Origin of the sequence: Rhizobium sp. C104 (assembly GCF_022354505.1) — a bacterium.
Lineage (GTDB): Bacteria > Pseudomonadota > Alphaproteobacteria > Rhizobiales > Rhizobiaceae > Rhizobium > Rhizobium redzepovicii.
In genome coordinates this window covers 2,417,646-2,444,162 of sequence record NZ_CP092348.1, presented here as the reverse complement: position 1 = coordinate 2,444,162, position 26,517 = coordinate 2,417,646, and the positions used below count along the sequence as shown (strand labels likewise).

Here is a 26,517-nt window from a genome sequence, read left to right as displayed (position 1 = left end):
CTAGTGTCGGTTCATTCCGCACGGGAGGATTTTGGTGATTGCTGATGATGTCATGCAACGCCTCCCTTTTGTTCGATCTGACGCGGTGAGCCTCTTGTAGCGAAGGCAACCGCGCTTGCCAACCGGGAATTTGCAACCTGACAGAAAGTGATGCGAAAACGACACAATCTTCAACGTGCAGGTTTACGCGCCGCCGTTTGCAGGCGGGTTCGCCGAGCCGATGGCGGAAATACTACGCCAGACGCGAAAGGTCGGTCGGCTCCGGTTTTGCGCCCGCTGCCGTCAGCATCGCGTGGACCTGGCCACGGTGGTGGGTCTGGTGGTTGAAAAGTTCGATCGCACAGTTGGCCTTCGGCTTCTCGACCCGCGTTGCACCATCGCCGGGATACCAGACAAGGATGCCGTCGAGCTCCGCGTCACGCAATCCTCGCGCCCAGGCTTCGATTTCGGCGTTGCGTTGCAGCCGCAGGACCTTGAACGCATCCCAATCCGACGGGCTTGTCAGCGAGTGCGTGATGGTTTCCTCGGGCCGCTCATTGCCCTTCAATCGCGCGAGGATGAGGGCGTCGGCCCAATAAAGATGGTTCAGCGTCGCGGCGATCGATTGGAAGAACGCCCCCCGATCCTTCCAGCGCTCCGCATGCGTCAGCCCGTCGGCGGCGGTGACGAGTGAGGTGTTCTGCCAGCTGTTGTAGCGGGCCATGAGTCGGCAATAGTCGGCTGAGATCATTGTCTCGGGCTCCTGGTTAGCGATGATGGGGGGAGGGTGGCGATTGCAGGGAAGACCCATGGGGCCGTTCGTGCTCTGTCGCCTGCGCCAATGAAGGCGTGCCGTGCGAGAGGGCACGGACAGCGATCAGTCTATCCTGAAACGGCCTCGCCGCAAATTGCTGATGACATTTTTTCTTTTCAAGGGTCTTCCGTTCACGGGGCAGGTCGTCGCGGGAGGTTCCCGACGCAGCCCGTCGGTTCGCCGAAACTGCTCAGAGCGTGCGAACTTCGGCAAGCCGCTTGACGGCGTATTCGTCGTCCCAGCAGATGGCGGCTTCCCATGCTGCCGATGCTTGCGCGGCGATGTCATAGGCGATGCCTTCCAGACCGGCTGCATTGTGGGGCAGGACGAGGTCAAGGTCGGGCACGTCGACATGCGACTCATCCCAGTCGATCAGGGCGACGCGGTTTGCGGTCATGCGGATGTTGCCGGGGTTGGTCGGGTTGCCGTGGACGACGCTTGTTTCGCGACCGACAAGCCGCGCCCACGCCGCGCGGCATCGGGCGACGCCATTTGGCGGCATCGCGGCAAGGTCGATCCTCGTCCCCGTTTCGGCGTGCAGGAGGTCAGTCGAGGATCGCCAAGCTGGGCGCTGCGGCCAGCCCTGCGTCAACCGATGCAACTCGCGCAGTGTCTCGGCCACGCGACGCCAGTCGGCCTCCGTCTCGGGCGGCCCGCCCTGCATGTATTCCATCACTGTCAGACCATCGGCGAAGAGGCGGCCATCGGCCGTCGGGATCGGCACCGGCACGCTCAGACCTTCGCGGTCGAGGTGGCGTAGGAGTTCTGCTTCCCAAGCGAGATCAGCGTCGCTCCTGGTCCCCAGACGACCGACTGCAAGTTGGCCGCGGATGCGCAGGCTCCAGACATCATTGGCAACTCCGCCGGAGAGCCTTTCGATGCGAACCGCGTCCTTGCCCCACAGCTCCAGCGCTTCCCATCCCATACATAATCCTCAGTCTTTGATTTCCCCGACAAGCTCCCAAATGTCGACCTTCTCAGCGCGTCCCTTGACCGGGGCGAGGCCGAGGGGGCGGAAGGTGAAGCGGTCGGCGACGGCGTCGCGGGTGGCGGCGCTGACCAGGATCGATGTGTTCAGCTCCTTGTTCATGCCTTCGAGCCGTGACGCCACATTGATCGTATCGCCCATCGCCGTATATTGCTGGCGCGAAATCGCCCCGAAGCTGCCGACGACTGCCGGGCCGGTGTGCAATCCAAATCGAGTCAAAAGCTCGGGGCGGCCATTGCTGAGATTGGCTTCGTTCAACCCGTCGACCGCCGCTTTCATGGCCAGGGCGCATCGACAACCATGTTCGGCATGGCTGATATCGTCGACCGGGGCGTTCCACATGACGAAAATGGAATCGCCGAGATATTGCACGACGGCCCCGCCATGGCGCTCGGCGATGGTGTTCAGCAGTTCGAAATAGGCAGAAAGCGTGTCGACCACCTCCTCGGGCGAATGTTGTTCCGCGATGGTCGTGAAGTCTTTGATGTCGGTGAACAGCACCGTCACATCCTGTCGCTTCGCCCTGACGATCGCTCTCGTCTCGGGGTTGACGATCTGCCGGACCACTTCACGCGGCACATAAAGCGCAAACTGACCGATGGCATGACGGCTGGCCGCCAGGGCGTTTGCCAGCGTGTTGATCTCGCTGATCCAGGAGTGGGCCATCGGTTTCTCCCCACATCCAGATCGCCGATCCTGCGCGCCTCGTCGGCCAGCCGATAGAGCGAGCGGCTGACCATGCGCGACAGCAGCACCGAGGCGCCGACACCGGCGATCACCAAGGCGGCGGCAATGAAGAGATTGCGCACCAGCAGCCGATGGGCTTCCGCCACCAGATCCGCCAGCGGCACGACGATGGCAGCCACGCTGCCCGTGAACAGGCCGGAGACGCTGACCGGGGCGATCTGCACAAGATAGGTTTCGCCATCGAAATCGACCCGCGCCAGGCCACCGCCGGCAAAGGCCGGGTCCTGCCTGAGCCGCACCACGGTTTTAAGGCTCGGGTCGAAACCGTTTGCCGTCGTGGCAAAGGCGCCTGATGTTCTCGACCATAATGCGATGATCCTGCTCATGATATCAGGGTCGGAATGGGCGACGAGATTGCCGTCGGCATCGATGATGTAGGCGCGGGCCCGCGGCGAGATCTCAGCTGCGTCGAGCAGCCGGCTGACGGTCTGCAGGTGAATGTTGATGCCGAGCACCACCTTGCCGTCGTCCCGCAGCGGGGCTGCGATCGTCAGCGTCGGAACATTCAGCGTCCCGGTGATATAGGGCCCGACGGACACCGGCGCGCCGTCCTGAATGACGGATCGATACCAGGGGCGTTGCCGCGGATCGAAGGATGTATCCTCGATCGTGCGCTCCGCGATCGGCTTTGCATCGCTGTCGAGAAAACCAAGCGTCGAGACGATATCGGCCGCTGGTCGCCGTGCGATCATTCTAATCGCGAAAGCCGTACCATCGGGTGCGGCCAGCGTCTGGCGGACGTCGCGCCGGGCCGTGTTGATCACCTGCAGGTAGGAGCCATCGGGATAGCCGGCGTAAACGCTGGTGGCGTTCGGGACGTTTCGCAGAACCTCCTGAAAGAATTGCTGTTTATCCTTGATATCCTCAGGCGGCGGGGAAATGAGCTGCGGCAGGGTGGAGGCCAGCGCCACGGCCTCGGTACCGCCCTGCAGCGTATTGCGGTATCCCTCGATCAGCCGCAAGCTCATCGCCCGCATCTGCTGCGCGCCGGCGCTGACCGCAGCTTCGGTTCCATGGCTGAATGCCATCCAGATGATCGGCGCCGATGTGCAAAGCAGCGACGCGACGACCAGGACGCCGAGATGCAGTCTGAGCGGTTTGGACCAGCGCACGCGATTTCCCCGAAATGCGGACCTGTCTCAGCAGGTAGCGCAATGCCTGCCCGGCATGCCCTACCCAACGATGCCAGCTAACTGCTTTTTGAAGGCTTGCACAAGCTGGTGATACCAGCGCTCCCGCCCTGGGAATTTGGCTGTTGCTGCGCGATGCCGGGGTAATGGAGGCTGAGCTACGAACGTCGCTGAGTTTGCCACTGAGCTCACCCCACCCTCCATCCTCCGCGGGCCTGCCCCGAGGATCCACGCCGGCCTCACCAGCGGGGGCCATGGAATCCCAGACTCAAGGCCTGGGACGACGGAGGGTGGGGGTGCGTCTTGCCAAAGAGATGGCGTGTGCGCCTTACCGCTGAAGCTCGGCATCATGAGCGTTTTTCAGCGCGTCGCATCCACCAAGCTCTTTCGTAGCGCTCGATGCCCAGTCCTGCACCTGCCGTTCTGATATCGGCAGGTCAGGGGCTTCTGCTTCGGCGAGAACCCGCAAGCTCGCGCCCTCCAATTTTGCGATTGCCTCCTCGACGTCCGAATAGATCTCGGTTCCCGGAGGACAGCCCTGTTTTTGGATATATCCCAAAAATCGTGGACGCATCGGCTTCGGCTCTACTCCGCAATATTTCTCCGCCAGGACATGCACCATCAGCGCGTAGTCGATTCCCATGAATCGCGACTCGATCGGTTCGTTCGGCTTGAAACTGTTTCGGCAAAGATTTGGAGATGCGGCTTTGGCGGCAACGAGCGGCACGCAGGCGAATATTAGGCCGCAGACATAACGAAACAATTCACTTCCCTTCATTGTTTGGGAACGAGGCCATCGAGCAGGAAGTCGAGGCCTTTGCTGAAGGCGCCGTCCCAATCATTGTCCAGCAGCAGCCGGGAGCGTTCGATGGTGGGGTAGTGTTGGCTGAGACTTGTGAGGCGCTGCTGCGCGGCGGCTCTGTCGTCGTCCGAGAGGTCGAAGCTTGCCCGGGTGGTGGTCGCGCCGATCACATAGTTCCAGAGCGACCAGATCGCGACGTTCAGATCGGCGTCGGCCACGCCGGCTCTGGACAGGGTGCTGCTCAGCAGTTCCAGGCGAGCAAGGATGTTCGGGCCGAGCGCCCGGCGTGGCAGCAGCGCTGCCGACCAGGGATGGCGCAGCATGCCGGCGCGCCAGTCTTTCAGCATGTGAACGACTTCGCCGCGCCAGTCCTGAGACGCATCGATTGGCACCGGGCCGCGATATGCGAGCACCGAATCCAGCGCCAGATCGAAGACCTCCTCCTTGTTGCCGACGTGCCAGTAAAGGCTCATCGCACCGGCGCCGAGGCAATCGGCCAGCCGGCGCATCTTCAATCCGTCAATTCCTTCGCTATCCAAAAGCTCGACCGCGGTCGCGACGATCCGTTCCAGCGAGAGGGGCTGTTCGCTGCGCGGTTCCGGCCCGGATGGCGGAGGCACTTTACGTTCAGACTGCTTGCTCTGCCCGCCGCTGCGTTTGGCTGCCATCCGTTTTCCCTGCCAATCAGAACGTCGATTTAAGCCGACAATGCGATGAATGTCGATCCCGACGGATTCGACTCGTACAGTGTACGATGCGAGTTAATCGTACGTCGTACGAGTCAGTCGTATCGGCGGCAAATCAATTGCGGGCCGCGGTGAGGCGGCCCGCAGTCCTTAAAGCTCAAGAGAAAATCATGTCACGCGCAATCAAGCATCTGCTCATTGGAGGGCTCATCATCATGACCATTGGAATTCCGGCTGCAGCGATGGCCAACGAGAACGATCTCAAGCTGACCATCGTCAATCCGAAAAATTTCTACGACCCCTCGCCGAACGGCTACAGCACGGCGGTGATCGTGCCGAGGCAAGGCCGGCTGGCCTATATCTCCGGGCAGGGCGGCCAGGACAGCACCGGCGCCCTGTCGCCCGATTTCGCCGTCCAGGTGAAGCAGGCCTATGCCAATTTGCGCACCGCCCTCGATGCACTCGGCGCCAGGCCGGATCAGGTCGCCAAGCTGACGGTCTTCGTGGTCGACCACGATATGTCCAAGCTTCCGGTGTTGACCGAGAACGTCAAGGCGATGTTCGGCGCAGCTCTGCCGGCGCAGACCTTGATTCCCGTTCCCAAGCTGGCGATCGACCCCATGCTCTTCGAGGTCGAAGCCGTCGTTGTTCTGGATTAGCGATGGGACTGCAGCTCGCCAGCTTTCGAAAGCGAAGCAAGCTCGCGAGCGGACTGGCCCGCGGGCAGCATGAAATTCTGCGCGGCTGCAGGGGGATGTACCGGACGGACGATTTCGCATCGAAAGGCTTGAAATTTCCGATGGACCTTGTCGATTGCAGAACCGTAAGATCGACAACCGTCTGTCAACACGGAACAATCACATGCCGATCTTTCATGCCAAGTGCAGCTGCGGCGCCCTGTCCCTGGAGGTCGATGGCGATCCTTTGCACAACCACATATGCACCTGCAGACGTTGTCAGCGTGCATCCGGCAGCGCGCTTTCACACAATGTATGGTTCCGCGAGGAGAATGTCCGGGTCGTTTCCGGAGACTATTCCGTATGGTATCCGCAGGGCGAAAGCACAGCTGATGTGATGAAAGCGTTTTGCCGGATCTGCGGCGGCGGTGGATTTTCGAAATCCGGAACATACTTCCCCGGTTCGGTCGTCATCGCGGGCGGCACATTTGCCGATCCATCCTTTCCCGCGCCGGATCATGTTCATTGGTGGAATAGTCGCCCGCACTGGATCGATCTGGCCGAGGCAATCGAGCGTCATGCCGACGAGTGAATTCGTTCGAGCAGCTGAAGACCTGGAATGACGGAAGTCAGGGCGCGGGGGTTTCGCCAAGCGGTCTGCCGACGGCTCAATCCGCCTTCGGCTGCCCCGGAAGCTCTCCGTAAGCCGTCAGAATGGCCTTGATCAGGCCGGGGAAACGCTCGTCCAGCTCGGCGCAGCGGGTTTGATTGCGCATCTCGATACCCTGGCGTTCGCTGAGGATCAGGCCGGATTCGCGCAGCACTTTGAAATGGTTCGACAGCGACGACTTCGGGATGACGCGCTCGCCGAGTTGGCCAAGTGCCGAACAGGTCCTGCCGCAGCCGGCACCGGAAAGCCAGGCGAAAATTGCGGCGCGCTCCGGATCGGAAAGCGCATAGAGGATCGCTTCGGGCCGGATGTCCTCCAATGCGGGGTGAAAAAGCGGTCTCATCAAATTTTATATAGCGACACTTGACATCAAGATCAACAGTTCCGAATTTCTGAACTACGGAACAAGGCCGCCAGTTTCGGCGGCAGTCCGGATCAGAAGGAATTGGATATGGCTAAGCTTACGGGAAAGGTCGCTGTGGTCACGGGGGCCTCCAAAGGCATCGGCGCCGCGATTGCCAAGGCGCTTGCGGCCGAAGGTGCGCAAGTGGTGGTGAATTACGCTTCGAGCAAGGCCGGAGCAGACGCCGTGGTTGACGCAATCAGCGCCGCCGGCGGCAAGGCGATCGCCGTGCAGGGCGACGTCTCGAAGGCCGAACAGGCGCAGGGCCTCGTCGATGCCGCCGTCAAGCAATTCGGCAAGCTCGACGTGCTGGTCAACAATTCGGGCGTCTATGAATTCGCGTCGATCGAGGAAGTGACCGAGGAACATTATCGCCGCATCTTCGACGTCAACGTTCTCGGCGTTCTCCTGACCACCCAGGCGGCGGTCAAGCATCTCGGCGAGGGCGGCAGCGTCATCAACATCTCCTCGGTGGTCACCAGCATGGCGCCGCCGGCCTCTGCCGTCTACACCGGCACCAAGGGCGCCCTGGAGGGCATCAACAGCGTGCTCGCCAAGGAACTCGGCCCGCGCAAGATCCGCGTCAACGCCATCCTGCCTGGAATGGTCGAGACCGAGGGCGCACACACGGCCGGCGTCATCGGCTCGGATTTCGAGCAGGTCGTCGTCGGCCAGACGCCGCTCGGCCGCGTCGGCCAGCCGGATGATATCGCCGGCGTCGCCGTCTTCCTCGCTTCCGACGACGCCCGCTGGATGACCGGCGAGCGGCTGGCTGCCAGCGGTGGTTTTCGCTAAGGCTGGCTGATGGCGCGCGCGTCTCGACGGGGCGCGCGCTGCCCGCCGGAGAGAGCCTAACACTTCCATGGCAACCAAAAGCTCCCGCATAGGTAAGCCGCGCCGCACATTCCGACCAAAGGCCCAGGCCCTTAGCCTTCAGGAACAAAGTCGGCATGGCGAGGTTGGTATTGCGATACAGCGCAAAACCCTGGGAGAAACTCATGCGGAAATCTCTTCAATTCATCCTGGTTGGCCTCGCCGCCATGACCGGCTTGACGATCTCGCCGGCGATCGTGGCTGCGCAGGATCTGGAATTGCGGGTCGGCCCTGGCGGTGTCGGTGTTTACGATCGCGACCGTGATCTTGACCGCTATGACGGATATGAACGCCGAGGTCGGCGCGGCTGCGATCCCAACGATGCGCTCGACATCGCCCGCAGCGAAGGACTTCGCCGGGCACAGATCGTCCGCATGTCGCCCCGCAGCATCGTCGTCCAGGGGATGACGCGCCGGGGACCAGATCGGATGACCTTTGCCAACCGGCGGGGCTGCCCGGAAATCTGAACTGCGTCAGTGACGAGTTGGACGGGCCGGGTTTGAGAGCGCGGCGCGGAACCTTTGGGCGCGCCGGACATTGCTGCCCATGCAGCGCTCTGCACGGGTCGGCTGCACTCTTTGAACCTTGGGAGGATTCATCATGATGAGCGGTCAATTGAAGGCGCTTCTCGCCGTTCTTGCCGTTGCCGGCTACCAGAACAGAGACAAGATCGGGGAACTCCTGCGCGGCATTCAGAACCCGCAGTCGGCCGGCTCCGGCGGCCAGCAGCCGGGCGGGCTTGGCGGCATCCTCGGCGGGCTGGGCGGTTCGGGTGGTCTTGGCGGCCTTCTCGGCGGGCTGACCTCCGGTGGCATCGTCAGCGGCGGTCTCGGCGATCTGCTCAAGACCTTTCAGCAGAACGGCCATGGCGACAAGATCGACTCATGGGTAAAACCCGGCCAGAATGCCGAGATCAATGATGGCCAGCTCGCCGAAGCCCTTGGCCCCGATGTCCTGAACGAGATTGCCCGGAATACCGGCCTGTCGCGAGACGAGATTCTCGGGCGGCTGAGCCGCGATCTCCCCAAGGCCGTCGATGATTTGACGCCTGAGGGAAAGCTGCCGACCGCCGACGAGGATTTTCTGTCGTCGGCGAGCCAATCGACCACCTCCGGGCGGCCGAGCAGCATCTGAACTTGCGATAAAAGTGATGGCGATGAAAGCGCGCGCGACCTGCCGGGGCCGCGCGTTTCGCCACAGTGGACTCGACAATTGTGGTCGGACTTGATGAAGATTCTGCGGCGCGATAAATCACCTGTTGCCATCAACGCGGATCGCCCGAAGTGAACAAGAGACATCGCAGCTCCGATACTTCCGCAACCCATGTTTTCACACGCAGCGCCATCGCGTCAGATCTTGCCTGGCTGCCTGACATGGTTGGCCTTGGAAAGCCATCGATTGCCGCTGAAGCCTATATCCAGGCCTATCTGGCGGATCCCGGCGGATGGTACTGGTCGACGATCCTGCTTCACGATCCGAAAGATATGGTATCAGCGGGTTCTCGCCATTGTCGAGCAAGCCAAATTGCCCGATCACGAGGAGGCGCTCGGTCAATTGGGCGCCGGCCCGCTCGAAGACATGATGTCGGATGAACTGCTGGATCATCTGCAGCATTGGCTGCCGTTTACGCCCGCCATGCGTTACGCGCTTGGTCAGGTTCGCATATCTGCCGAACATCCCGCCTTGCAACGGCGATTAGAGGCGATGCTTTCGCGGTAGTGCCTCCGATGACGGGTGGGCATGCCATACGTCGCTGATTTACCGCAGAGTTCACTCCACGGTCCGTCCTCTTCGGGCTTGACCCGGGGATCCACGCCGGCCCCCATCAGCGGTGGCATGGATTCCAGGCTCACGGCCTGGAATGACGGAGGTTGGGGGGTGATGCCGAACTCGGCGTTCCGCATGGCAGCGTCTTGCCGATTGCGGCCGACCTTTATCTCGACAGGGATGTCCGAAGAAACGCGTAAACGCTGCGCATGGACTTTGCCGCGGCGTCCGGGTTGTATTTTTCGATATGTCCCAGCACCCTTCTTCCCACCGCAAATTCCGCGGCATCAAAATTGTGATAAACGCCCTTGTAGAGATTGAACTCGATGGGCGGGGCATCATCACCAATACGGGCGAGCCTCTTGCGGCATGGCTCAGCCGGGCTCCAATTGTCTCGGTCACCGCTTAAAATCAGGGTCGGCACCGTCGCATCGCCCTGACTGGCGGCGCAGGCCGGATAATAGGCGACCGCCGCCTTGAATTTGTGCTCCATCAGCTGTTCGTTCCCCTCGATCTTTGTGGCCTCCAGCGTCGCGGTGCCGCCCGTGGAAAAGCCCATCAGTGCGACGCGCCTGATATCGACGAAGCTCGATTTCGATAGGAAATTCAAAGCGCCATAGGCGTCGAAGACCCGGTCGGGCAGAGAGCTTCGGCAGGTGTCCAAGATATTGCGGGTGGTGAAGCTGTCGACAACAAGCACGACGTAACCCCAGGAGACCAGCCGCTTCGGCCAGAGGTCCTTGACGCTCGGACGCATGCCGTCGCATCCATGCATGATCACGACCGCCGGAAACGGGCCGTCGCCCGGAGGGCGGGACAAATATCCGAGCAATGGCGTGCCTGGCGGCTGCGAAAGGATTTTGCCTTGTTCCGCAGCCTTGCGAATTCGAAAGGCGCTGAGCGTGACGGGAGCGCTTTCAAACCGCACCATTTCGTCGGCATCGGCTGGGTTTTCAGCAAGCGTGATGCCGAGACAGGCGACAAGGCAAAGAAAAAGTCTCGCGGTTTTCACTGACGCCTCCATCGTCTGAGCGACAGAATGCCAATTTTACGCCGGACTTGACGGTTGGCAAAGGCGCTGATGGGGTTGGGCGGGAAAGAGTTCACAACCGCTATTTCTCACAGAGTTCACCCCTTGCTCCATCCTCCTCGGGCTTGCCCCCGAAGGATCGACGCTGGCTTCCATCAGTGGCGGGCATGGATCCTCGGCTCAAGGCCGAGGAGGACTGTGGGGTAGCGTTTTCGCCAAACTTATCGGAAAGCGGGGCATTCTGGGTCGGGCAGAGCAGAGTTTAGGCTGAGCCTCGCTCATGCTATGCTTGAAAGGCCTTGATCACCCCCCGGCAAGTCGGTTAAGCCTACCGTAAATCCAAGCTGCAAAATTTGAATCCTTACCGAATGACGATCAAATCGGTGTCGTCCTTGCCGCCGAATGCGTTGCTCACCAAGACTTGCGAGCCGGCCAAGGTCGTTGAGCGCAATCGCAGGTTTGCCACAGAGTTCACCCCTTGCTCCGTCCTCCTCGGGCTCGACCCGAGGTCCACGCTGGCTTCCATCAGCGGCGGGCATGGATCCTCGGCCCAAGGCCGGGGAGGACGGAGGGTGGGGTGGCGTTTGCGCCAATTCCGCAGCCGGGCGCCGGAGGGGCTGCCGCCAACTGGGGCGGGCAGGCTTCATTCTAAACTGGGCCGCATTAGCGCTTGATCACCCCCCGGCGGATCATTTATCACTACCGTAAATCCAAGCTGCGAATATTGAATCCGAAGGCAATGTCGATGATCAAGTCGGTATCGCTCTTCGCTCGCATGCATTCGCCGAGGCTGCACGGCTAGTCACCGAACGCCACGGCGGGTTTGACAAAGTGCTCACCCCTTTCTCCGTCCTCCTCGGGCTTGACCCGAGATCCACGTGGCCTCTGCCAGACGTGGGCATGGATCCCAGGCTCGAGGCCTGGGATGACGGAGGGTGGGTGGACGTTTCGCCAGGCCTACCGGAGCTAAGTCCCTGCGGCCGCCCACATCGAAGACCACCTCACAAGGAGAACAGCAATGGACGCTTCGATTGCGCCGGCCTCGCGGGCTGCCGTGGTGACGCCGAATGATAGTGCGATTGTCGGCGCGCGGGCGCTTTATATCGGCACGGCGGGCGATGTGGCGATTGCGCCGCGGCGGGATATGGATCCGGTCATTTTCAGGAGCGTGCCGGCCGGGACGATCCTGCCCGTGCATGCGGCCATCGTGGCGCTGACCGGGACGACGGCGTCCAATATCGTCGCGTTGTTCTAAGCCTTTCGGAAGCAGAGCATGGGCAGACCGACCAAGTTCACCCAGGCGCTGGCCGAGAAGATCTGCGATCGCATTGCCGATCGGGAAAGCCTGCGGTCGATCTGCCGGGACGAGGATATGCCGGCGAAATCGACGGTGCTCTCCTGGCTCGCCGATGACGGCAAGGCGGCGTTTCGGGCGCGCTATGCGCTGGCCCGCGAGATCCTGGCCGACGGCTTCGTCGACGAGCTGGTCGAGATTGCCGACGACCGCAGCAATGACTGGATCGAGAAGAAGAACGCCGCCGGCGAGACCACCGGCTGGCAGGAGAATGGCGAGGCGATCCGGCGCTCGCAGCTGCGCATCGCCACCCGCCAATGGGTCGCCGAGAAGCTCAGGCCGAAGAAATACGGCTCGAAAGCCGAGCCCGAACAGGGCGCAACCGGCGAAGTCTCGCAATTGCTGGAAGATATCAATGGCAAAACCCGCGGACTTCCAAACGGCGGTTGACCAGTTTTCCGACTGGCGCTGGCGGCTGAACAATCTCTACTGGATCACCGACAAATCCGGCCGGCGCGTCAGGTTTGAAATGAACTGGACGCAGATGACGTTTTTCGAGGAGATGCATTACCTCAACGTGCTGCTGAAGGCCCGCCAGCTCGGCCTGACCACCTTCATCCAGATCTTCATGCTCGATGCCTGCGTCTTCAACCGGGATATCCGCGCCGGCACCATCGCCCATACGCTCGGCGACGTGCAGACGATCTTCCGGGACAAGGTCAAATATCCCTACGACAATCTGCCCGAGGGTATTCGCAACGCCGTGCCTATCGTCCGGACCAACCAGGCCGAACTGCTGCTCGCCAACAATTCGAGCATCCGCGTCGGCACGTCGCTGCGCTCGGGAACGCTGCAATATCTGCACATCTCCGAATACGGCAAGCTGTGCGCCAAATATCCCGACAAGGCGCGGGAAGTGCGCACCGGCGCGCTGAATACGGTGCAGGCCGGCCAGCTTGTGTTCATCGAAAGCACGGCGGAGGGCCAGGAAGGGCATTTTTACGCGCTCTGCGACGATGCCCAGGTGAAGCAGCGCCAGGCGCTGGAGCTGACCGAACTCGACTTCAAGTTCCATTTCTTCCCCTGGTGGAAGGAGCCGCAATATGCGATCGCGCCTCAGGGCGTCATCATCGGCGACGCTTTCGCCAAATATTTCGGCCAGCTGGCCGAACAGGGCATCACGCTGACGGAGGGGCAGAAGGCCTGGTACGTCAAGAAGGCAGAGACCCAGCTCGGCGACATGAAGCGCGAATATCCCTCGACGCCGGCCGAGGCTTTCGAAGCAAGTGTTGAGGGCGCCTATTATGCCGATCAGATGGCGATGGCGGACGCTGAGGAGCGCATCGGGGTTTTCCCGCATGTGGAAGGTTATCCCGTCCACACCATTTCCGACATCGGCATGGACGATACCAACAGCGTCTGGCTGTTTCAGGTGCTGCCCGGCCGTATCCGGATGATCGGTTATTTCGAACATACCGGCACCGGCATGGACGGCATGCTCGGCGAGCTGGAGCGGCGCGGCGGCGACAATGGTTATGTCTACGGCGTCCACAACATGCCGCACGACATCAAGGTCCGCGAATGGACGCGCGGCGGCATGACCCGCATCGAAATCATGCTGAAGGAGGTCAAGGCGCGCGGCCTCGGCACGGTGCGCAAGGTCGAGCGCGCCTATGTGCATGACCGCATCAACGCCACCCGCCGCATCCTGGCAAAGATCGAGTTCGACCAGGCCGGCTGCGCCGAGGGCATCAAATGCCTGCGCAATTACCGCAAGGACTGGGACGAGGATCTCGCCGTCTTCCGCGACGAGCCGCTGCACAACTGGGCGTCGCATGGGGCGGATGCCTTCGGCGGTCTGGCGATCATCTTCACCGGCTTGGCGCCGGAACCGCTGAAGCCAGAGCGTAAGCCGCTGCCGACATTCCAGACGATGACATTCAACGAATTTGCCGATGCCACCCCAAGACAGAGCGAGCGTGTTTGATGGAAGACGAAATAACGGCTTCAGAGAGCGGGCAGCGCTGGGACCCGGCAAAGGTCGGCGCCCATTGGCAGCAGGAGCTGGAACGCGCCCAGCGCTATTTCAAGTCCTGGCACGACCGCTGCGTCAAGATCGAGAAGATCTATCTCGACCAGCAATCGGACCAGACGAGCGCCGCCAAGCGCCGGTTTCCGATGCTCTGGGCCAATACTTCGGTGATGCAGCCGGCGGTCTATGCCCGCGTGCCGCAGCCGGTGGTCGAGCGCCGCTTCAAGGATGCACAGCCGGTGGCGCGCATTGCCTCGGAACTGGTCGAGCGCAATCTCGCCTATACCGGCGATGAAGCCGATATCGATTCGATCATGCGGGCGGTGCGCGACGATTTCCTGCTCTGCGCCCGCGGCACGGTGTGGCTGCGTTACGAGGCCGATTTCGAGCCGCTCGATATGGGCGTCCAGCCCTCGGACCCGGCGGCTGAGGCTTTGACCGGTGAGATGGGCGAGGCGCGGCCGGAAGCGATCAGCGACGAGCGTGTCTGCATCGATTATGTCCACTGGTCGGATTTCCTGCATTCGCCGGCGCGGCGCTGGAAGGATGTGACCTGGGTGGCGCGGCGCGTGCCGATGACCGACGAGGAGATGGAAAAGCGCTTCGGCCCCGAGGCCATGGCATCGCGGGCGGCCGAAGGTTCAATCGGCAATAAGGGCGTCAGCCAGGCCGAGCGCCTGGAGAATGAAGGCAAGACCCATGTCTGGGAAATCTGGTGCAAGAGCGAGAACTACACCGTCTGGATCGCCGACGGTTCGCCGGTGGCGCTCGAGGTCTCCGAGCCGCCGCTCGACCTGACGCATTTCTGGCCTTGCCCGCGCCCGGCCTACGGCACGATGTCGACGAGCTCGCTGATCCCGGTTCCCGACTATGTCTATTACCAGCAGCAATGCGAGGAGATCGATCTTCTCACCAAGCGCATCAACAAGCTGACCGATCAGCTGCGGCTGAAAGTCTTTTACCCCTCCGGCGACGGCGCGGTCTCGCCGGCGATCGAAAAGGCGATGCGGCCTGAGAACGACATGGTGATGGTGCCGATCCCCGAATGGGCGGCCTTCACCGACAAGGGCGGCTCGAAGGCGATCGTGACATTGCCGATCGACGAGGTGCAGAAGGTGATCGTCGCCTGCATGCAGGCGCGCAAGCAGCTGATCGAGGATGTCTACCAGATCACCGGCATCTCGGACATCGTGCGCGGCGACACGCAGGCCTCCGAAACCGCGACGGCGCAGCGGATCAAGAGCCAGTGGGGCTCGATCCGCATTCGCGACCGCCAGGCCGAGCTTGCCCGCTTCGCCCGCGACATCATCCGCCTTGCCGGCGAGATCATCTGCGACCAGTTCCAGCCGGAAACGCTGATGCTGGTGAGCGGCATCAAGCTGCCGACGATGGCCGAGAAACAGCAGGCGCAAATGCAGATGCAGCAGATGCAGATGGCGGCACAGCAGGCGGCCATGCGGGCGCAGCAGATGGGGCAACCCGCACCACCGCCGCCCGATATACCGCCGCAGCTGCAGCAGATGATGCAGCAGCCGACGATCGACGAGGTGGTGCAACTGCTGCGCAATGACAGCATTCGCGGCTTCCAGATCGAGATCGAGACGGATTCGACGATCGAGGCTAACGAGGATGCCGAAAAGCAGCGCCGCATGGAATTCGTCCAGATGGTCGGCGGCTTCATGCAGCAGGCCGGCGCCATGGCGCAGCAGAGCCCGATGCTGGTGCCGGTGATGGTTGAGACGCTGCTCTTTGCCGCCCGCGGCTTCCGGGCCGGCCGCCAGCTCGAAAGCACGCTGGAGCAGGTGGGAGCCCAGCTCTCCCAGGCGGCAGCCGCGCCAAAACCGGAGCCGCAGCCTTCGCCCGGCGAAATGCTCAAGCTGAAAACCGCCGAGGTGAAGGCGGGTGCCGAACAGCGCAGGGCCGAACTCAGTGTCGCAGAGGCCGAGATCGAGCATCGCGCCACGGTGGAGCAGGCGCGCGGCGAGATGGCGGCGCAGGCATTGCAGCAGATCCGGGGGCAGCAGATCCAGGGCCAGCAATTCCAGACGCAGCCGGCCTATCAGTGAACGGGAGCAAGAAATGAGAGAACGCTATTGCCGCGTCTGCGGCGGCTGGCACGCACTCGACCAATGGCCGCAGAACTGCCTGCCGGCGCAAAATGCGGCGCAGTCGGATCTGCCGGCGCCGCATTTCGTCAGCGACAACATCGATATCCAGTCGATGCATGACGGAAAGCATTACACCTCGAAAGCCAGGCTGCGCTCGGCCTACCGGGCAGCCGGCGTAGTCGAGATCGGCAATGAAAAGCCGCAGCCGATCGAGCAGCCGAAGACGGATCGAACGGCGATCCGCAACGAACTGCGGCGCGTGCACGCCGAATACAACGCCTGAACCGGGAATCAATCCCCGACATAGGAAATTTCCCCATGGATATGGAAGACCTGAACGAGGCCGGCAACGGCAGCGAAGATTTTGGCGCGTTCGACGACAAGCCGGTCAGCATCCGCGACAGTTTGAAAGCGGCGATCGACACCGTCGAAGCCAGTGGACCGGGCGATATATCAGGCCAGCCGCGCGACGGCGAAAACGGCCGCTTTCTGGCCAAGGGGCAGGAGCAAGCTCCTGCAGCGAGGGCAGGGCGCAGGCCCCCCAGCAGCCGGCGCTTCAACCGCTGTCGCGAGGCCAGGCTGGTGAACAGCCGGCAGTGAGCGCCAGCCGGGTTCCGCCCGGCTGGTCGGCGGAAGCCAAGGCGCAGTTCACAAGCCTGCCCCACGAAGTGCAGGCGGCGATCGCCAAGCGAGAACAGGAGGTCGATAACGGCTTCCGCGTCCTGCAGGATTACAAGGGGCTCGAGGAATTCACCCCGATCATCCGCCAGGCCGGCATGACCCATGCCGATGTCATGCGCCGGGCGATCGACTGGGAGAAGGCGCTGATCCATGATCCCGTCAACACCGTCGTTCACGTTGCCAGGATGGCCGGGGTCAATCTTCACGCTCTGGTCAACGGTCAGACGGGAGAAATCCTGCAGCGGAATTCGCAGCAGGCCATATCACAACCGCAGCCTCGATCTTTCAATGTCGAGGCGACGGTCGAACATGTTTTGCGGAAAAGGGACACCGAAACTCAAGTCGATGCCTTCCTTTCCGACCCAGCAAACGCGCACGCCGAAGATGTGCTTGAGGACATGATCGCCCTTGTCAACGCAGGGCGGGCAACGTCGCTCCAGGACGCCTACGACGCCGCATGCTGGATGCGCCCGGACATTCGCCGGCAGTTGATCAGCCAGACTGCTCAAGCCTCCGTCCCACAACTCCAAGCCCAGAGGGCCGCAGCGGCAGATCAAGCCCGCCGGGCCTCGCGATCCATCTCTGGTTCTTCCGCGCCGGGCCCGACCCGCGATGCGGCAAGAGGCCAGCCCACCTCCATCCGCGAACTCGCTGCGCGACGCCATGCGTTTTTCGCGCGGCCAAGTCTGATCAAAGGCCAATTCTGATCAAAGGAATGATCGATGCCCATCTCCCCCAACCTCTCTGAAATCGTCACCACGACGCTGCGCAACCGCAGCGGCACGGTCGCCGACGACGTGACGAAGAACAACGGTCTTCTCACCCGTCTCAACAGCCGCGGCCGCAAGAAGCCGATCTCCGGCGGCCGCACCATCGTCCAGGAGCTGCAGTATCAAGAGAATAGTACCTTCAAGCGCTATTCCGGTTATGACATCCTCAATGTCCAGCCCTCCGACGTCATCACCGCCGCCGAATACGACCTCAAGCAGGCGGCGGTCGCCGTCTCCATGTCCGGCCTCGAACAGCTGCAGAACTCCGGCGAGGATGCGATCCTCGATCTGCTCGAGCAGCGCATCGAGAATGCCGAAACAACTTTGAAAAACAACATCGCGCTCGATTGCTATTCCGACGGCACGGCCGATGGCGGGCGGCAGATCGGCGGCCTGCAGCTGCTGATTTCGACCTCGCCGACCTCCGGCACCGTCGGCGGCATTTCGCGCGCCACCTGGGGTTTCTGGCGCAACCAGAAATTCTCGGCCTCGGCCGATGGGGGCGGCGGCCACCAACGCCAACATCCAGAGCTACATGAACCGGCTCTATATGTCCTGCGTGCGCGGCTCCGACGCGCCCGACCTCGTCGTCGCCGACAACAACTTCTTCCGCCTCTACTGGGAATCGCTGCAGGCAATCCAGCGTATCACCTCGGCGGACAAGGGCATGGCCGGCTTCCAGTCGCTGCAATACATGGGCGCCGACGTGATTTTCGACGGCGGCTTCGGCGGCGGTGCGCCGCTCAACCAGATGTTCTTCCTGAACACCAAATACCTATTCTACCGCCCCCACCGCGACCGTGACATGGCGCCGATCGGCGACGAGCGCATGAACACCAACCAGGATGCCTTCGTCCAGCTCATGGGCTTTGCCGGCAACCTCACCATGAACAACGCCTTCCTGCAGGGCGTGTTGTTCGCCTGATCGAACGAAAGGAACACAGCAAATGTCGATCGCTTCAATCCAGTCCGATCGTCTTGGCGCGAACCCGTTCGTCGTCGAAGGCCCGATCATTTCCGGCTCCGGTATTCCTGGACCGAACTTCGCCCTCGGCGCGATTGCCGGCGGCGATCGTGAATCCGAATGGGTCTATTGCCAGCTGGTGTTGGCGTCGCAGACGACCCTTCAGCCCGGCCAGTGGTTCCAGTGGACCCGGGATTACGTCGCTTCGCTGCTGACCACGGCGGCGGCCGTCGTCGGCCAGCGCTGCGGCGTCTTTTCGGGTGCGGCCCAGCCGCCGACGCTGACCGGCGGCCCGGTCGGTGCCATCACCCTTGCCGCCGGCACCTATTATATCTGGCTGCAGCGCAACGGCCAGGCGCCGTCGCAGGTGGCGACCGCAACGGCGGCCCTCGTCGTTGCCGAAACCACTACCACCGCAGGCCAGGCGAGCGCCCCGGCCTCGGCCACCGCCACCACCAAGGCGATCGCCAACGTCAACTTTGCCGCCGCCAACCAGACGTTTACGGCAACGACGGTCAACGGCTCCAACCTGCTGACGGGTATTGCCGGGCTCAGCGCCGGTTCCGGCCCGTTCATCGGCGCCGCGGTTTCCGGCACCGGCATCGCAGGCGGCACGACGATTTCGGGCATCACCTACAGCCCGAACGGCGTCGTCCAGAGCATCACGCTCTCGGCCAATGCCACGGCCAACGGCACGGGCATCACCATCACGGCGACGGGTGTGCTTGAGGCGACGCTGATGCGGCCGTTTCTGTCGAAGGTGAACTAAGCAATCGGTGGGCGTTTCGGCGCCCGCTTCACCGACCTCTATCCGCGTGGCGTGCCTCTCATCCGGCTGCCGCCACCCTCTCCCCGTTTTGACGAGGAGAGGGTTAGGGTGAGGGGCACACGCCGGACACGACATCACAGCGGCGCTTCGGCGCCCGCATCTCCCCGCCATCAACAGCGAGACCAGCACATGCCCGACAACACCGGAATCTACGCCTCCTTCAGCCTCGAGCCGGTCGAACAGACCTTTCTGACCGAGAAGGAAGGCCGGCCGATTTTTGCCGATAAGGAATTCGTCCGCATCTTCATATCAGGCGACAAACACACCGAGGTCTACCGCGAGGTGACCGACAACGACAAACAGCGTTTTGCCGACGCCTATAAGCGGTTCAAGGAAGGGGCAGCGGCCCGCGAGCAGCTGACCGGCACGCCGCTTTCGCAATGGCCCTATCTGAAGCCCAGCCAGATCAAGGAGCTGGAGGCGGTCAATATCTACACCGTCGAGCAGCTCGCCGCCCTTTCCGACACCGCCAAGCAGAAGATCGGCATGGGCGCCAACGAGCTGACCGCTGCCGCCCGGGCCTATCTCGCCACCGCCGAAAGCTCCAGCGCCGCCTCGGCCTTTGCCGCCGAAAACGAGCGGCTGAAGGATGAAGTCACCCGCCTGCAGGAGCAGATGCGGGAGATGGCCGCCCGCTTCGAGGCGTTCGAAAACGAAAACGGCGGCAAGTCCCGAGGTCGGCAAGCAGCCTGAAGAAGCGCTGACACAAGACGCCCGCTCATCCGACCCTTCGGGCACCGACCGGGGTTGAGCCACGGGTCTCAACCCTCACGCAAATTCACCTCACCCGCCACGCCAACTGCTCTGAACCGGAGATCCGCGCATGTCGCTCTTGACCATCATTCAGAACGTCTGCGCGGAAATCGACCTCGATCCGCCGACGGCCGTCATGTCCTCGGCGGATCCGCAGATCATGCAGCTGCGCATCCTTTCCACCCGCGCCGGCCGCGACCTGATGCGCGAGCATGACTGGTCGGCGCTGATGGTGCGGCGGCAATTCGCAGCGACCGGTGCAAATCCGGAGCCGGCCGAGCCGCCCGCCGACTGGAACCGTTTCGCCGCCAATGCCAAGATCTGGAATGCCGCCCGCCTCTGGCAGCTCAACGGCCCCGTCGAGCCACAGACCTGGCAGCGCCAGACGATCCTCAACGCCAACCCGGTGCCGCAGATCTGGCGCATCGCCGGCGGCAAGCTCGACATCTACCCGAACGTTGCCGGCGAGATGATCGAATATGCCTATATCTCCGGCTTCTGGGTGGCGGTGAATGGCGGTGCGGCGACGGCTGGCACCTGGGCCAACGACACCGATACCGCCCGTCTTCCCGAAGACCTCCTCGAACTCTCGCTGATCTGGCGCTGGAAGCGGGCCAAGGGCCTCGATTACGGCGAGGAGCTTGCCGGTTTCGAGCGATCCAAGGAAGCGGCGATCGGCGCCGACCGCGCCGCCAGCCCCGTCGATCTCTCGCTGCCGGCGAGGAACGGGGCGCCCGAGAATTATTGGCCCGGCACAATCACGGTGGCAAATCCATGACCCGCAGACCTGTCCCTCCGAATGGGCGCACCGGCCGCGTTTCGCCGAGCAAAGACTGGATCGCGCCAATCGGCGGCTGGCGAACCGATGTCGAGATGGCGGATATGCCTGCGGATGCGGCGTTTCAGCTCGACAATTTCTTTCCCGAGGCCAACCGCGTGCGCGCCCGCTATGGTTTTCTCGCCTTCTCCACCGGCCTCGGCGGCGATGTGCAGACGGTCATCCCTTATTCCGGCGTCAGCAACAGGCTGTTTGCCGCCGCCGGCGACAAGATCTTCGACGTCACAGTTGGGGGTGCTGCCGGTGCGCCCGTCGTCTCGGGCATGGCGAGCGCCCACTGGTCGGTGCAGCAATATACCAACCCGGCCGGCCAGGAATTCCTGCGTCTCGTCAATGGCCTCGACACGCCGCTGATCTTCAACGGCACCTCCTGGACCAATAATTTTCTGGTGGGCACAGCAGCGCTCGCCACCCAGAACGTTGCCGTCCGCAACACGGCCTATACGCTGAGCTTCTTCGGCACCGGCTCGGTCACGCTCTCCGGCGCTTTCTCAGGCACGTTGAACGGCACCGGCGTCAACAACCGCGTCTCGCTTTCCTTCACGCCGGCGGCCGGCACGCTTGTCGTCACCGTGACGGGAACGGTCACCAATGCGCAGCTGGAAAAGGGCGCGGCGGCCACCCCTTACGTCGCCTCGACGATGATATCAGGCATATCGGACTCGTCGCTGCTGATCGCGGTCACCGCCTATCGTTCGCGCCTTTGGTTCATCGAGAAGAATTCTACCAATGTCTGGTATCTCGCCACCGACGCCGTCAGCGGTGCGGCCACGGTTCTGCCGGTCGGCGGCAACATGAAATATGGCGGTACGCTGGTAGCGATCAACGTCTGGACGATCCCGGTTTCGACAGGACTGCAGCAATGCCTGGTGCTGATCTCCTCGGAAGGCGAGGTGATCGTCTTCCAGGGCTCCGATCCTTCGAGCGTTTCGAACTGGGGGCTGATCGGCACTTTCAAGCTCGGCCGGCCGCTCGGCAGCGACCGATGCCTGCTCTCGGTCGGCGCCGATCTGGCGATCATGACGACCGACGGCATCGTGCCGATCACCAAGGCGGTGCAGCTCGACCGCGGCGCCACCAGCCTCGGGGCGATTACCGCGAGGATCGGCCCGACATGGCGCGAGACGGTGGCGGCGACCGGCACGACCTCGCAGGAATGGCAGCTTTCGAGCTTCCCCGCGCGGCAGATGGCAATCGTCAACCTGCCGTCCTCCTTCGGCCCCTATCAATATGTGATGAACACCGAAACCGGCGCCTGGTGCCGCTTCGTCGGCATGCCGGCCTCCTGCTGGGCGACGTGGCAGGACCGGCTGTTCTTCGGCGCCGGCGACGGCACGGTCTACGAGGCCGAGGTCGGCGCCAACGACAATGGCGTGGCGATCGACGCGCTGATGGTCGGCGCCTGGAGCCGATATGGCGACGGGCTTTCGACCAAGCTCTCGAAGCTGATCGGGGTGACGGCGCAGATCGGCGTTTCCTCGCTGATGTATGGCGGGATCTCGGTGGATTACCAGACCAAGATTCCCACAGCGCTGCTGTCATCCGTCGAAAACAACGCGGCGGCGAAATGGGGAGCGGCGGTCTGGGGCGTCTCGAAATTCCCCGGCGTTTCGCTGGTGCGCAAATTCGCTTCCGCCGGTGGCGCCGGCTCGGCCTTGGCGCCGACGATCCGCGCGCTGATCTCCGGCTCCTCAGGCTCGGTCTCGGAAGCTGCCGTCGTCGGCGGCTCGGTGCTTTATGAGAGAGGCACCCCGATTTGATCGTCTCCGAACCGCGCGAGGAAATCGCTGCCTGGGTCGGCGGCCGGATCGGCGTCAGCTTCCACCCGCCTTACACCACGCTCGCCCATGTCGACCGCGGCCGGATCATCGCCGGCTTCGTCTTCAACGTCTGGACCGCGCATGACGTCGAGGTCTCGCTTGCCGCCGACCGGCTGACGCGGACGCTGATGCGATCGGTCTTTCACTATGTCGTGCACCAGCTCGCCTGCCGGCGCGCAACCGCCAGGACACGGGCTGACAACCTTGACGCCCAGACGATGCTCGCAAGGCTCGGCGCCCAGCTGGAAGGCCGCCAGCAAGCCTATTTCGGCGACTGCGACGGCCTGCTTTACGCAATCATGAAGGAGGATTTCCCCTATGGTCTCCACGCCGAAGGCCCCGAAGGCCCCAGATCCGACGCAGACCGCGGCGGCACAGACGGCCACCAACGTCGACACCGCCATCGCCAATGCCGGCTTGAGCCACACCAACCAGTACACGCCGGAGGGTTCGCTGGAATACAAGGTCAGCGGCTACCAGACGATGAAAGACCAGAACGGCAAGAGCTACCAGTTGCCGACCTATTCCGCCTATCAGACCTATTCGCCTCAGAACCAGGCGATCTACGACCAGACGCAGCAGACGCAACTCGGCCTCGCCAGGCTTGCCAACGACCAGACCGGTAAGATCTCCGGCATTCTCGGCACCAATGTCGATCTGAGCGCCGGCAATGTCGACAAATATGTCAATAATCACTGGCGGTCCGGCTTCAACAACCAGTGGGACCGCGACCAGGCAAGCCTCGACCAGAGCCTGGCCGACAAGGGCATCGCGATGGGCTCGGCGGCTTACGACAACGCCATGCGCGATTTTTCCACCCGCAAGCAGGCCGCCTCCGACCAGTATCTCGGCGACATGTATTCGAATGCCCAGAATTCGATCCTGACAGAGCGGAACCAGCCGCTGAACGAGATTTCGGCGCTGATGTCGGGATCGCAGGTCCACCAGCCGAGCTACGTCAACACCCCGACGACGCAGCTGCCGAACGTCGACCAGGCCGGCCTGATCAACGATAATTTCAACCAGAAAATGGGCATCTACGACCGCCAGGTCGCCCAGTCCAACGCGGCGATGGGCGGCCTTTTCGGGCTCGGCGGAACACTCCTTGGCGGCTGGGCGAAATCCGACCGCCGGCTGAAGGAGGACATCAAGCGCGTTGGCACGCTGGATAATGGGCTGCCGGTCTACGCCTTCCGTTACAAGGACGGCGGCCCGATGCAGATCGGCCTGATGTCCGACGACGTGCGAAAAATCCATCCGGACGCGGTGTTCGAACACGCCGACGGCTTCGATCGCGTCTTCTACGAAAGGGCAGTGGCATGATCCCAACCATCTTCGGCGGCAATACCGGCAGGACCCAGGGCGACATCGACGACAAACGCAAGCAACTGGCCTACGCCATGCTGGAGCAGGGCATGGATGCGAGCCCGGTGCAATCTCCCTGGCAGGGCGCGGCACGGCTGGCGCAGGCAGGACTCGGCGGCTTGGCGATCCGCCAGCAGGAGCAGGAGCAGCAGGCAGGCGCGGGTCAAGGTGCCGGCGTTTCGACAGCCCAGCCTTCCAAACCAGCGCCCGCCTCTCCCGGCTTCCTGTCGCTGTTCTTCGGGGGCGCGCCGACGCGCCGGACTGACGGCTGAATTAGGACATCAGCGGGATAACGGCGTGCCGATCGGTCCCCACCGATACAGGGACGACGGTCCGATCCGGATCGGCCTCGCGTTCAATAATCTGTGAAAAATCCATCCAGACAGACGGTTTCGACCGCGTCTTCTACGAAAGGGCAGTGGACCAATGTCACTAGCGTCATTCATTTTCGGCGGCGATACCGGCAAGACACAGGGCGACATCAGCAACCGGCGCAAGCAGCTGGCTGATGCCATGCTGCAGCAGGGCATGGATTCAGGCCCCGTACAATCCCCCTGGCAAGGGGCCGCGCGTCTTGTCCAGGCCCTCCTGGGCGGACTGGTGATCCGCCAGCAGGAGCAGCAGGCAAGCGGCGAGGGCAGCGCGGCGCCGGCCGGCGATGCGGGCGACTATCCCTTCGCGCCGCTGCCCGACAACGGGCCCGTTCCGCCGGAAAGACCCAGTCTCGACCCGCTGATGACGACGGACGATCGCGGCGAACAGCCCATGGCCCCCGCCGCCCAGCCCGGCGCCGGTCTCTTCGCGCCGCTGCCCAACAACGGGCCTATTCCGACGCCGAAGCCCTATCGCGACCCGATGGTCACGACGGACTATCGCCGGGCGGCCGACCAGCCTGGTGACGATCCCTTCGCACCGCCTGCCAATCCTCCCATTCCGACGCAGCGGCCTTATCGCGACCCGATGGTTACGACCGACTATCGCCGCGAGCAGCCGATGGCGGCCGATGAACCAGGCGACGATGCCTTCGCTCCGTTGCCTGACAACGGACCCATTCCCTCGCCGAGACCCGGATATCGCGACCCGCAGGTGACGACGGACGAACGCCGCCAACAGCCCGCGGCACCGGCTGCTGTCGGTGACGCCGCCGGATCCGCAAACGACGGGGCAGAGCTTCGAACGATTCTGTCCGATCCCGTTCGTCGCGCCGAACTACCGCCCGGCATGCGCAACAACAATCCCGCCAATCTCAAATACGCCGGGCAGCATGGCCCAGGAATCATCGGCCCCTCCGAGAACACCGACCAGGGCGATCCGCAAGTCGTCTATGCCTCGCCGGAAGCGGGCATGCGGCACAATTTCTGGCAGATCATGAGGAAGTATCGAAAAGGCATGCTGACGCCGAACCAAATGATTGCCAGCGATATGGGCTGGACGCCTAAGTCTTTTACGGCGGCTGCCAACGTCGCGCAAATGATGGGCATTGGCCCTGACGATGATCTGCGCCTGGACGACCAGGCCATGGCAAAGAAGTTCGTTCGCGCCCTCATCACGCAGGAGCAGGGGACGTCGGGCGCGCTTTATCCCGACGGCATGATTGAAGCGGCGATCGCGGCACAGACCGCTGGGACCGCGCATGCCGTCCCTACGAGGACCAAGGTGCCCATTCCGACGCCGCGACCGGAATATCCCGATCCGCAGATGACGACGGACGAGCGCCGCCAGCAGCCCGCGACCGCGCCCCAGCGGCCTGGCGACGATCCCTTCGTTCCAACGGGCAAAGTGCCCGTTCCCACACCGAAACCCGGCCGCCACGATCGGCAGGCGACAAGGGGTACTCCCAGCCAGCAACCCGTCGACGCCGATGTCTTCGACGGCTTCATGGGCACGATCAAGAACGGCTATAAGCAGCGGGATGGATCGATCATCAAGGTGACCAACCCTTATGGTCTTGCGGCTATCGCCTCGACGGGCCAGTCCGAAAGCCAGTTCTCGGCCAAGAGAGCCAATAGTTCCTGGTCCGACCCAAGCAAGAGCGGAAAGCCCGGCAGATCAGGCGCCATCATGTCGTGGCGCAACACCCGACTGCAGGCACTTTACGACTTCGCCGCCGCCAAGGGCGAAAAGCCGGGTTCGATCAGCCCGCAGACACAGGCCGAGTTCTTCCTGCAGGAGGACCCTCGCCTGATCGCCAGGCTGAACGCGGCTCAATCGCTCGAGGAGGCGCAACGCCTGATGAACAGGGCTTGGGCTTTTCGAGATTACAATGTTCCGGGGAACCAGGAGGCCGCAAATCGGTTCGCCAGAGCAAAGAGCTTTCTGCCGCAGTACCAGACTGACGGCGCCGCCGATCCTTACGCCCTGCCTGACAACCCGCCCATTCCAACATCGAAGCCGGACTCTCGCAATCCGCGGCAGACGATGAATCAAGGGCGCGAACCGGCGGCGGCCGCCCTCGTGCGTGCGCTCCTTGCCCGGCAGCAAAGTGGCCTCTGGTAGG

The 26,517-nt window shown here is 62.9% G+C and carries 24 protein-coding genes and 4 pseudogenes; 21 read left to right on the top strand and 7 right to left on the bottom strand.

Annotated elements, in window-relative coordinates:
• Positions 1 to 232 precede the first annotated feature (232 nt).
• From MF410_RS13335 to MF410_RS13315, 5 genes and pseudogenes are all read right to left on the bottom strand, one after another.
• Entirely contained in the window at positions 233 to 730 is a 498-nt protein-coding gene (locus tag MF410_RS13335) for a DinB family protein (protein ID WP_097627406.1), read from the bottom strand.
• A gap of 253 nt (positions 731 to 983) precedes the next feature.
• A complete protein-coding gene (locus MF410_RS13330) occupies positions 984 to 1,718 on the bottom strand; it encodes a phosphotransferase (RefSeq protein WP_097627408.1) in 735 nt (244 codons plus the stop codon).
• Between the two features lie 9 nt (positions 1,719 to 1,727).
• A pseudogene (locus tag MF410_RS13325) lies at positions 1,728 to 3,640 on the bottom strand (adenylate/guanylate cyclase domain-containing protein).
• Positions 3,641 to 3,986: 346 nt separating this feature from the next.
• Complete coding sequence (locus tag MF410_RS13320) at positions 3,987 to 4,421, bottom strand: hypothetical protein (protein ID WP_097627411.1); 435 nt, start codon at positions 4,419 to 4,421, stop codon at positions 3,987 to 3,989.
• An 11-nt stretch (positions 4,422 to 4,432) separates the two neighbouring features.
• Positions 4,433 to 5,128: a TetR/AcrR family transcriptional regulator C-terminal domain-containing protein gene (locus MF410_RS13315; protein WP_097627413.1), complete on the bottom strand. Its 696-nt coding sequence runs from the start codon at positions 5,126 to 5,128 to the stop codon at positions 4,433 to 4,435.
• Between the two features lie 188 nt (positions 5,129 to 5,316).
• On the opposite strand from MF410_RS13315, the gene MF410_RS13310 reads away from it, so the two are divergent.
• Both MF410_RS13310 and MF410_RS13305 read left to right on the top strand, forming a co-directional pair.
• On the top strand, positions 5,317 to 5,805 hold the full coding sequence (locus MF410_RS13310; RefSeq protein ID WP_097627415.1) for a RidA family protein: 489 nt from the start codon (positions 5,317 to 5,319) through the stop codon (positions 5,803 to 5,805).
• A gap of 202 nt (positions 5,806 to 6,007) precedes the next feature.
• Complete coding sequence (locus MF410_RS13305; RefSeq protein ID WP_097627417.1) at positions 6,008 to 6,415, top strand: GFA family protein; 408 nt, start codon at positions 6,008 to 6,010, stop codon at positions 6,413 to 6,415.
• A gap of 76 nt (positions 6,416 to 6,491) precedes the next feature.
• Here MF410_RS13305 and MF410_RS13300 read toward each other — a convergent pair whose 3' ends face one another.
• A complete protein-coding gene (locus MF410_RS13300) occupies positions 6,492 to 6,836 on the bottom strand; it encodes a helix-turn-helix domain-containing protein (protein ID WP_097627419.1) in 345 nt (114 codons plus the stop codon).
• A gap of 108 nt (positions 6,837 to 6,944) precedes the next feature.
• Between MF410_RS13300 and MF410_RS13295 the strand changes: the two genes are divergently transcribed.
• The 4 genes from MF410_RS13295 to MF410_RS13280 all read left to right on the top strand — a co-directional run bounded on the left by MF410_RS13295 (position 6,945) and on the right by MF410_RS13280 (position 9,488).
• Positions 6,945 to 7,691 (top strand): glucose 1-dehydrogenase, encoded by a 747-nt coding sequence (locus MF410_RS13295; protein ID WP_097627421.1) that lies wholly within the window; start codon positions 6,945 to 6,947, stop codon positions 7,689 to 7,691.
• 203 nt (positions 7,692 to 7,894) lie between these two features.
• Positions 7,895 to 8,236 (top strand): hypothetical protein, encoded by a 342-nt coding sequence (locus MF410_RS13290; protein WP_097627423.1) that lies wholly within the window; start codon positions 7,895 to 7,897, stop codon positions 8,234 to 8,236.
• A gap of 133 nt (positions 8,237 to 8,369) precedes the next feature.
• Positions 8,370 to 8,903: a YidB family protein gene (locus MF410_RS13285; protein ID WP_097627425.1), complete on the top strand. Its 534-nt coding sequence runs from the start codon at positions 8,370 to 8,372 to the stop codon at positions 8,901 to 8,903.
• A 390-nt stretch (positions 8,904 to 9,293) separates the two neighbouring features.
• The gene (locus MF410_RS13280) at positions 9,294 to 9,488 is read left to right on the top strand and encodes a hypothetical protein (protein WP_239619807.1); all 195 of its coding nucleotides are present in this window, start codon (positions 9,294 to 9,296) and stop codon (positions 9,486 to 9,488) included.
• 214 nt (positions 9,489 to 9,702) lie between these two features.
• On the opposite strand, the gene MF410_RS13275 is transcribed toward MF410_RS13280, so the two are convergent.
• Positions 9,703 to 10,548: a dienelactone hydrolase family protein gene (locus MF410_RS13275; RefSeq protein WP_097627427.1), complete on the bottom strand. Its 846-nt coding sequence runs from the start codon at positions 10,546 to 10,548 to the stop codon at positions 9,703 to 9,705.
• A 1,036-nt stretch (positions 10,549 to 11,584) separates the two neighbouring features.
• Between MF410_RS13275 and MF410_RS13270 the strand changes: the two genes are divergently transcribed.
• The 15 genes and pseudogenes from MF410_RS13270 (at position 11,585) to MF410_RS13195 (ending at position 26,516) form a co-directional block, all read left to right on the top strand.
• Positions 11,585 to 11,821, top strand: a complete 237-nt coding sequence (locus tag MF410_RS13270) for a hypothetical protein (RefSeq protein ID WP_064837378.1) — start codon at positions 11,585 to 11,587, stop codon at positions 11,819 to 11,821.
• An 18-nt stretch (positions 11,822 to 11,839) separates the two neighbouring features.
• Entirely contained in the window at positions 11,840 to 12,310 is a 471-nt protein-coding gene (locus MF410_RS13265; protein WP_097627429.1) for a terminase small subunit protein, read from the top strand.
• Entirely contained in the window at positions 12,276 to 13,847 is a 1,572-nt protein-coding gene (locus tag MF410_RS13260; protein ID WP_097627431.1) for a terminase, read from the top strand. The genes MF410_RS13265 and MF410_RS13260 overlap by 35 nt, the downstream gene beginning before the upstream one ends.
• Positions 13,847 to 15,958 (top strand): hypothetical protein, encoded by a 2,112-nt coding sequence (locus tag MF410_RS13255; RefSeq protein WP_097627433.1) that lies wholly within the window; start codon positions 13,847 to 13,849, stop codon positions 15,956 to 15,958. The genes MF410_RS13260 and MF410_RS13255 overlap by 1 nt, the downstream gene beginning before the upstream one ends.
• A gap of 13 nt (positions 15,959 to 15,971) precedes the next feature.
• Positions 15,972 to 16,283, top strand: a complete 312-nt coding sequence (locus MF410_RS13250; RefSeq protein WP_097627435.1) for a hypothetical protein — start codon at positions 15,972 to 15,974, stop codon at positions 16,281 to 16,283.
• A gap of 35 nt (positions 16,284 to 16,318) precedes the next feature.
• Positions 16,319 to 17,371: pseudogene (locus tag MF410_RS13245) on the top strand (hypothetical protein).
• Between the two features lie 32 nt (positions 17,372 to 17,403).
• Positions 17,404 to 18,376: pseudogene (locus MF410_RS36775) on the top strand (phage major capsid protein).
• A 22-nt stretch (positions 18,377 to 18,398) separates the two neighbouring features.
• Positions 18,399 to 19,184, top strand: coding sequence for a hypothetical protein (locus MF410_RS13230; protein WP_097627439.1), 786 nt, complete (start codon positions 18,399 to 18,401; stop codon positions 19,182 to 19,184).
• Between the two features lie 189 nt (positions 19,185 to 19,373).
• The gene (locus MF410_RS13225; RefSeq protein ID WP_097627441.1) at positions 19,374 to 19,937 is read left to right on the top strand and encodes a hypothetical protein; all 564 of its coding nucleotides are present in this window, start codon (positions 19,374 to 19,376) and stop codon (positions 19,935 to 19,937) included.
• A 130-nt stretch (positions 19,938 to 20,067) separates the two neighbouring features.
• Complete coding sequence (locus tag MF410_RS13220; protein ID WP_097627443.1) at positions 20,068 to 20,775, top strand: hypothetical protein; 708 nt, start codon at positions 20,068 to 20,070, stop codon at positions 20,773 to 20,775.
• Positions 20,772 to 22,595: a hypothetical protein gene (locus tag MF410_RS13215; protein ID WP_097627446.1), complete on the top strand. Its 1,824-nt coding sequence runs from the start codon at positions 20,772 to 20,774 to the stop codon at positions 22,593 to 22,595. The genes MF410_RS13220 and MF410_RS13215 overlap by 4 nt, the downstream gene beginning before the upstream one ends.
• A pseudogene (locus MF410_RS13210) lies at positions 22,592 to 23,002 on the top strand (N-acetyltransferase); the annotation flags it as partial. The gene MF410_RS13215 and the pseudogene MF410_RS13210, both read left to right, overlap by 4 nt.
• Positions 22,974 to 23,978: a tail fiber domain-containing protein gene (locus tag MF410_RS13205; protein ID WP_097627448.1), complete on the top strand. Its 1,005-nt coding sequence runs from the start codon at positions 22,974 to 22,976 to the stop codon at positions 23,976 to 23,978. The pseudogene MF410_RS13210 and the gene MF410_RS13205, both read left to right, overlap by 29 nt.
• Positions 23,975 to 24,292 (top strand): hypothetical protein, encoded by a 318-nt coding sequence (locus tag MF410_RS13200; RefSeq protein WP_097627450.1) that lies wholly within the window; start codon positions 23,975 to 23,977, stop codon positions 24,290 to 24,292. Before MF410_RS13205 ends, MF410_RS13200 begins: the two co-directional genes overlap by 4 nt.
• Positions 24,293 to 24,446: 154 nt before the next feature.
• A complete protein-coding gene (locus MF410_RS13195) occupies positions 24,447 to 26,516 on the top strand; it encodes a hypothetical protein (RefSeq protein ID WP_165503969.1) in 2,070 nt (689 codons plus the stop codon).
• The last annotated feature ends 1 nt before the right edge of the window (position 26,517 follow it).

Bases quoted from the DNA above. Each gene is read 5' to 3' on its own strand.
- MF410_RS13200 (WP_097627450.1), top strand. From the start codon at position 23,975: ATGATCCCAACCATCTTCGGCGGCAATACCGGCAGGACCCAGGGCGAC.
- MF410_RS13225 (WP_097627441.1), top strand. From the start codon at position 19,374: ATGCCCGACAACACCGGAATCTACGCCTCCTTCAGCCTCGAGCCGGTC.
- MF410_RS13195 (WP_165503969.1), top strand. From the start codon at position 24,447: ATGTCACTAGCGTCATTCATTTTCGGCGGCGATACCGGCAAGACACAG.
- MF410_RS13290 (WP_097627423.1), top strand. From the start codon at position 7,895: ATGCGGAAATCTCTTCAATTCATCCTGGTTGGCCTCGCCGCCATGACC.
- MF410_RS13250 (WP_097627435.1), top strand. From the start codon at position 15,972: ATGAGAGAACGCTATTGCCGCGTCTGCGGCGGCTGGCACGCACTCGAC.
- MF410_RS13265 (WP_097627429.1), top strand. From the start codon at position 11,840: ATGGGCAGACCGACCAAGTTCACCCAGGCGCTGGCCGAGAAGATCTGC.
- MF410_RS13335 (WP_097627406.1), bottom strand. From the start codon at position 730: ATGATCTCAGCCGACTATTGCCGACTCATGGCCCGCTACAACAGCTGG.
- MF410_RS13270 (WP_064837378.1), top strand. From the start codon at position 11,585: ATGGACGCTTCGATTGCGCCGGCCTCGCGGGCTGCCGTGGTGACGCCG.
- MF410_RS13260 (WP_097627431.1), top strand. From the start codon at position 12,276: ATGGCAAAACCCGCGGACTTCCAAACGGCGGTTGACCAGTTTTCCGAC.
- MF410_RS13300 (WP_097627419.1), bottom strand. From the start codon at position 6,836: ATGAGACCGCTTTTTCACCCCGCATTGGAGGACATCCGGCCCGAAGCG.
- MF410_RS13295 (WP_097627421.1), top strand. From the start codon at position 6,945: ATGGCTAAGCTTACGGGAAAGGTCGCTGTGGTCACGGGGGCCTCCAAA.
- MF410_RS13255 (WP_097627433.1), top strand. From the start codon at position 13,847: ATGGAAGACGAAATAACGGCTTCAGAGAGCGGGCAGCGCTGGGACCCG.
- MF410_RS13205 (WP_097627448.1), top strand. From the start codon at position 22,974: ATGGTCTCCACGCCGAAGGCCCCGAAGGCCCCAGATCCGACGCAGACC.
- MF410_RS13285 (WP_097627425.1), top strand. From the start codon at position 8,370: ATGATGAGCGGTCAATTGAAGGCGCTTCTCGCCGTTCTTGCCGTTGCC.
- MF410_RS13315 (WP_097627413.1), bottom strand. From the start codon at position 5,128: ATGGCAGCCAAACGCAGCGGCGGGCAGAGCAAGCAGTCTGAACGTAAA.
- MF410_RS13305 (WP_097627417.1), top strand. From the start codon at position 6,008: ATGCCGATCTTTCATGCCAAGTGCAGCTGCGGCGCCCTGTCCCTGGAG.
- MF410_RS13215 (WP_097627446.1), top strand. From the start codon at position 20,772: ATGACCCGCAGACCTGTCCCTCCGAATGGGCGCACCGGCCGCGTTTCG.
- MF410_RS13330 (WP_097627408.1), bottom strand. From the start codon at position 1,718: ATGGGATGGGAAGCGCTGGAGCTGTGGGGCAAGGACGCGGTTCGCATC.
- MF410_RS13230 (WP_097627439.1), top strand. From the start codon at position 18,399: ATGTCGATCGCTTCAATCCAGTCCGATCGTCTTGGCGCGAACCCGTTC.
- MF410_RS13220 (WP_097627443.1), top strand. From the start codon at position 20,068: ATGTCGCTCTTGACCATCATTCAGAACGTCTGCGCGGAAATCGACCTC.
- MF410_RS13310 (WP_097627415.1), top strand. From the start codon at position 5,317: ATGTCACGCGCAATCAAGCATCTGCTCATTGGAGGGCTCATCATCATG.